We start from the raw sequence: 5,919 nt of genomic DNA, 5'->3' as shown, positions 1-5,919 counted from the left end.
TGAAGAAGTCGGTGCCCACCTTGAGGAGCGTGCGCGCCATCATCTGGTCATCCTCGGAGGCGTACGGGTAGAGGATGGCGGCGATGCGAGCGTGGCCATGGGCGGCCGCCTTGCCGAGGGCCGTCTCGCCGACGCGGTCGGTGAGGATGGGGTCGGCGCCGCCCGCGAGCAGGCACTTCACGAGCTCCTCGCTGCCGTTCTCTGCGGCGACGATGAGGGGCGTACGGCCCTCGACATCGAAGGGGTTGGGGTCGGCGCCGCTGTCGAGCAGCACCTGCACGCGCGCCAGGTCACCGGCGGCCACGGCATCGAAGAGAGACATGGTGTGGGCTACCTCCGGGGGAGATGATGACGCGTTTCCCCCCCGGCGCGCTACCGGGCCGGGTTGCGCGGGCGCCCGGTGGACGTGCCCCCCACGGGAGCGGCCTGGGCGGGCGTCTGGTTCGCCTCCACCTTCAGGTCGGCGAACTTCCCCTCGCGCTCCAGGCGGAAGATGTCCTCGTCGGTGACGAACTCCTGCTGGAGGAGCTCGCGCGCGCGCTTGACCTTGGCGAGCAGCACCGGGTCGGCGATGGGGTTGCTGTTCTGCTTGGTGGGCTTGGGGGGAGGGCGCATGACGGAGAAGGTGCCTCGCGCGGGATGCCCGTCGGCGCTGACGCCCTCCAGCGCGTAGGTGATGGCGAAGACCTCGGGCTCGGCCCTGGTGTCGAAGGAGACCTTGACCTCGGTGCCCTTGCCTTCGGGGACCTCGCTGATGGGCAGCGAGGCGGCGTCCACCTGCTCCGGGGGAGGCGGCCCCTCGTCGTTGCCGCGGAAGGCGCGCACGGTGGTGACCTTGGTGAGGCGCACCGGCCCACGGAAGCGGTGGTAGAGGCGGAAGGTCTGCCGCACCACGCCGTCCTCGTCGAGCACGGGGAAGCGCGGCGTGCCCACGGAGAGGACGGTGACGATGCCCTTCTTCTGGAAGTTCTCGAAGGCGGTGTTGAGCACCTGGAGCGAGGAGCGGCCCGTCACCTTCTGGCCCGCCGCATCGTAGATGTCCACGCGCACGAGGTGCTGGGTGTACATGCTGTCGGCGCCCGTCTTGCCCAGCAGCGTGTGCGAGACGGTGGGGCCGGAGGTGGTTTCCACCGGCTCGTCGTCGAAGGTCCACACGTAGCGCGCGGGGACGAAGGGCAGGGGAGCGGGTATGCCGGGCTGGGCGGGCCGCTGTACCACCTTGGCGAAGAACTCGAAGTCGTCCTCGGAGTTGGGCAGCCGCCGCGACAGCACGTGCACGAGCCGCTCGGGCTCGCACTCCTTCACCGTGTAGCGCGGCATGGGCACGGTGACGGAGACGTTGTTCTTGGTGAAGACGGTGATGGTGGGCAGCTCGTACGAGCCATCCACCTCGTTGCGCCAGACGCGCAGGGGGATGCGCTGGCCGGTGCCGTTGCCCACGGTGTAGTGCAGGAAGGCATCGTTCCCATCCGGCGTGTGGGCTCGCACGGTGATGAGGTTGTCCTCGCCCGAGCACACCTCCGGCTTCTCCACGAGGATCTCATCCACGATGGGCGGAGCGGGCTGGGGCCCGGCGGCCGCGGCGACCTGGGGTGTGCCAGGAGCGGCGGCGCGCGGGGGCGGAGCGGAGTCCGCGGAGGGGCGAGGAGCCTGCGTCCGCGCCTGGGGCCCGGGGGCGTCCGGTACCGGCTGCTGCCGGGCGAGGAGCCAGCCCGCGACCATTCCGAGCGCGACGAGCGCGAGCAGCAGCCCCCAGCGCCTGGCCTGTTGGGAACGATTGTCGGTGTGGGAGGTCATCGGGTGGGGCTCCTCTCCGGGTCAGACGATGCGAGGGGGATTACTGCCAGCAGCCGTAGACGTTGCCGCCCGAGTTCCACTGGAGCTGGTGCGAGTAGTCCGGGCCCCAGATGGTGTTGTCGATGGGGTGGGTGCCCCAGCCGCCGATGCGATCCGGGCTGATGGAGGTGGCGGTGGCGTTGGGGTCATCGCGCACGCTCTTCCAGATGCGACCGTCGGAGCTGTCGCAGCGGTTGGCGGACATGCAGTTGGCCACCTGGTTACCGGCGTTGCCGCACACGTTGTAGAAGGGGCAGGCCACGGTGAGCAGCGCGTTCTGGAACCAGCCGAGCGACGCCTTGCACTGGTTGTAGATGCCCGTGTAGAGCGAGTTGGACGCGTTGGCCATCAGGTCGTGCGAGTAGGTGTGCGCCGTCACCTCGCCCCGGCCCGCGTAGTTGTGCGCGTAGGCCATGAAGGTGGAGCAGACGAGGCCGTTGTTGGCCGCGTTGCCCGGAATCGCGTGGGCGCTCTCCAGGTCCCGGTACTGGAAGAGCGAGTAGTTGACGCGGTAGCCGTTGCGCAACGGCCGGTCGATGACCTGGCCCTTGTCGAACTTGGACAGGTCGCTGACGTAGGCGTGGTTGTACCAGACGGAGTCGCCGATGATGGCCGCGTGGACGGCGTCTCCCTGCTGCCAGCCGGTCCACTCGGGGCCGCCGCCGCCCCCGTACATGTACATGTAGATGCCGCCCTGGTTGATCTGCTCCAGGCCCGGGTAGCCGTACTGGAGCTGGCTGGTGACGATCGGCTTGGTACAGACGCCGGGCCAGCTGGCTTGATCCGGGTTCTTCATGGTGGCGTGGGTCACGCCCGCGCCGGGCCCGTGCGAGAGCATCGAGTGCGTGCGGTACTCACCCACCGCGTCCAGCACGTCACGGATGGGGCCGGGGCCCCGATCGAACACCACCGCGCCATTGGGCGCGTTCCACCCGGCGGACACCGAGCCACACTCTCCCGAGGCCTGGGCGGTCCCCGCCAACGCCAGCACGGCCACTGCGACACTTCCTGCGAGCAGACGACGCATCACGACACCTCCCGAGAGACGGGATGGGACTCGCGGGCCCGGCGCCTGAATGCACTTCCCCCAGGCCGCGACAGGGCGCCGGCCACACCGAGCAGCAGAGCGATCACCTGGGAATGAGGCGTTCTACTCCTCCTGATCGCCACCGGCCAGGGACGGACAGAAGATCTCCTTGACAATTGACCAATAAGGAGTGCAGCCAACCGATCGAGCGTACGTTTCCGGACGGACCAGCGCTGGGGGGAGGGCCCCTCGGGGAGGGATGCGCGAGGAGACGGGGGCCGCTCACCCCGGCTGCGGGGTCACCGCCTGTGGCGCGAGCGGGAGGACGAGCTGGAAGGTGGTGCCGCCCCTGGGAGGCGACTCGATGCGGATGTGGCCGGAGTGGGCATCGAGGGTGCGCTTGACGATGGTGAGGCCGAGGCCGGTGCCGGTGGCCTTGGTGGTGAAGAAGGGTTGGAAGAGCCGCTCGCGCAGCTCCGGGGGGATGCCGGGGCCGGTGTCGGAGAACTCCACGAAGGCGCCGGGCGGCTCGGGGCAGCGGCGCGCGGAGACGCGCAGGGTGCCGCCCTGGGGCATGGCCTGTACGGCGTTGAGGGCGAGGTTGAGGAAGGCCCGCCGCATCATCCGCTCGTCGACGGGGACGGCGGGCACGTCGGGCTCGAGGGCCCACTCCACGCGCACGCGGGACTGGCCTCTGGTGGCGGTGCGGACCTCCTCCTGGAGGAGGCGCCCCAGGGGCACGGGCTGAAGCAGGGGAGAGGTGGGGCGGGCGAAGTCGAGCAGGTCGTCCACGAGCCAGTTGAGGCGGTTGGCCTCCTCCGCGAGGATGCCCACCAGGGTGTGGGCGGGGGCGGTGGGCTCGACGTGGTGGCGCAGGGTGGCCACGGCGTTGAAGATGGAGCCGAGCGGATTGCGCACCTCGTGGGCGATGACGGCGGACAGCTCGCCGAGCGCGGCCAGACGCTCGTGCTCCACCAGCTGCTGCTGGGCGTGCTTGAGCTGCGTATTGAGGCGGTCGAACTCCTCGGCGCGCCCGCGCATCTCCTGGAGGAGGCGGTGGGACTCGATGGCGGCGGCGAAGTGGGAGCCCATGGCCTGGACCGTCTCCAGCTCCAGTGCGGACAGCAGGCGGTGCTGGCGGAAGGTGATGATGAGGACGCCCACCATGCGCGAGCGTGCCTGGAGGGGCACCATGACCACGGAGGCGCGGTCATCGCGCCGCATGTCCTCGCGGATGGGCTCGGGGAAGTCCTCGATGTGCAGCACCCGGGGCAGGCCCCCGGCCATCACCCGCCCGGCCACGGAGCCTTCCAGGGGGCGCCGCTGGTAGGCGCGCACCGACTCCTCACTGAGGCCGTGGGACCAGACCATCTCCAGGGCGGGAGCGTCCTCGGTGCGCAGGAAGAGGACCACCGCGGCACAGCGCAGCAGGCCGATGATCTCCTGGGTGCCGGGCTCGAAGAAGGCGCGGGGCTCCGGGGCGGTGGCGGCCACCTCGGCCAGGCGGTTGAGCGCGGCGAGGGCGGTATTGCGCGTGGACAGACGGGAGATGGTGCGCGCGGCCTCCAGGGCGGCGGACACCTGGGCGGCGAAGAGGCGCAGCGAGGGCAGCTCCTCCTCGCGCAGCCAGTCGGCGGCCACCAGCAGCAGCGCCCGGGGCTGGCCCTCCTGGTCGATGCGGACGCAGACGGCGCTCAGGGGCCCCACCCGCCGCAGGTGCGTGCTCACCGGCTCCGCCCAGTCCAGGCCGAGAAAGCGGGCCGCCTCCCAGGCGAAGTCCTCGCCGTAGGCGGCGCCCTCCCTCCACGCCTGCTCCAGCAGGGGGGACCAGCGGCCCGGCACGTCCACCAGGTGCTGGCCGGTGAGGCGCTCCTCGCCCGCGGCCGCGCCAGTGCCCACGAAGGCGTGGCCCAGCCACACCCGCTCCGCTTCCGGCACGAGGTAGCCATAGGACAGCTCCAGTTCGGCCAGACCCTCGAAGACGCGGCGCAGCACCTCCTCCTCGGAGTGGATGCCGGGCAGCGAGGCCCCGAGCGTGGCCATGCGCTGGAGCAACTGGCGGTGGGCCACGCGGACGGAAACGTCGCGCAACATCAGCACCGTGTCCTCGCCACTGCGCGAGACGGTCAGCTCCACGCGCCGCTCGCCCTGGGCGGTGCGCAACACCGTCTCGTAGCTGTCCGGCACGGGCTCCCCGCGCTGCCGGCGCGCGTACCGCTCGGCGAGGAGCGGGACCTGCTGCGCCGACAACAGCTCGAAGGAGCAGCCGAGGACCTCTTCACGGGGCAGGCCGAGCAGCGTGAGCAGCGCCGCGTTGACGTAGACGAAGCGGGTGTCGCGGACGATGCCCAGGGCGAAGGGCATCGTCTCGAGGTGGTGATACGGAGACAGCCCAGGTCCATCGTGCGTCGTCACGGGGCGTTACGATGGCACCCGGGCGGGGTAGGGGGAAGCGGGCCCGGGTGATTTCCGGGCCCGGGAGCGGTGCTCCTCCCTCAGTGGTGGTGGAGCTTGTTGATCTTCTCGTAGGTGCCGACGAGCGTCGTCTCGGCGAGGACGTGGCCGTCCATGGCACTGGCCAGCTGGGCGCGGGTGACCCGTCCCAGGTCCGGCAGCACGGTGTCCAGGGCGTACAGATGGTAGACGTAGCGGTGCCGACCGACGGGGGGACACGGGCCTCCGTAGCCCCTCCCCTTGAAGTCGTTGAGCCCCTGGAGGGCACTCGCCGGGAGGCTCTCGGGCATCATGGACTCGGGTATGTCGTGGAAGTTGGGAGGCAGGTTGTAGAGCACCCAGTGCACCCAGGGCGTGCGGGGGTTGGTCGGATCTGGCGCGTCGGGGTCCTCGACGATGAGCGCGAAGCTGCGCGTGCCTGGGGGCTCGCCCTCCCAGTGGAGGGGCGGGGGTATATTCTCTCCCTCGCAGGTGTAGGTGATGGGGATGGTCTCGCCATTCTGGAAGCGGGGCGAGGTGAGTTGGAACGGCATGGTCATACCGGGGTCCTCCTGGCGTCTGTGAGAGGGGTCCACGTCGAAGCTGGGGATGGGGTCACCGGG

Annotated in this window: 5 protein-coding genes; all 5 read right to left on the bottom strand. The window is 70.5% G+C overall.

Annotated elements, in window-relative coordinates:
* Positions 1-322, bottom strand: a 322-nt coding sequence (locus tag VF794_RS31670) for an ankyrin repeat domain-containing protein (RefSeq protein ID WP_331116847.1), incomplete at its 3' end; no start/stop codon positions are given.
* Positions 323-372: 50 nt separating this feature from the next.
* Positions 373-1,797: a hypothetical protein gene (locus VF794_RS31665; RefSeq protein WP_331116846.1), complete on the bottom strand. Its 1,425-nt coding sequence runs from the start codon at positions 1,795-1,797 to the stop codon at positions 373-375.
* Between the two features lie 40 nt (positions 1,798-1,837).
* On the bottom strand, positions 1,838-2,863 hold the full coding sequence (locus tag VF794_RS31660) for a hypothetical protein (RefSeq protein WP_331116845.1): 1,026 nt from the start codon (positions 2,861-2,863) through the stop codon (positions 1,838-1,840).
* Positions 2,864-3,145: 282 nt separating this feature from the next.
* Positions 3,146-5,278, bottom strand: a complete 2,133-nt coding sequence (locus tag VF794_RS31655) for an ATP-binding protein (protein ID WP_331116844.1) — start codon at positions 5,276-5,278, stop codon at positions 3,146-3,148.
* A gap of 80 nt (positions 5,279-5,358) precedes the next feature.
* A partial coding sequence (locus VF794_RS31650; protein WP_414640992.1) for a YbhB/YbcL family Raf kinase inhibitor-like protein occupies positions 5,359-5,919 on the bottom strand: 561 nt, incomplete at its 5' end.

The sequence above is a fragment of the Archangium sp. genome (genome assembly GCF_036389735.1).
In the GTDB taxonomy this organism is placed as follows: Bacteria; Myxococcota; Myxococcia; order Myxococcales; family Myxococcaceae; genus Archangium.
Note: the sequence above shows the minus strand (reverse complement) of the source record. Positions and strands in the feature narration are given on the sequence as shown.

What these genes read in the sequence shown, in the direction of transcription:
- VF794_RS31665 (WP_331116846.1), bottom strand. Translation starts at nt 1,797, where the DNA reads ATGACCTCCCACACCGACAATCGTTCCCAACAGGCCAGGCGCTGGGGG.
- VF794_RS31660 (WP_331116845.1), bottom strand. Translation starts at nt 2,863, where the DNA reads ATGCGTCGTCTGCTCGCAGGAAGTGTCGCAGTGGCCGTGCTGGCGTTG.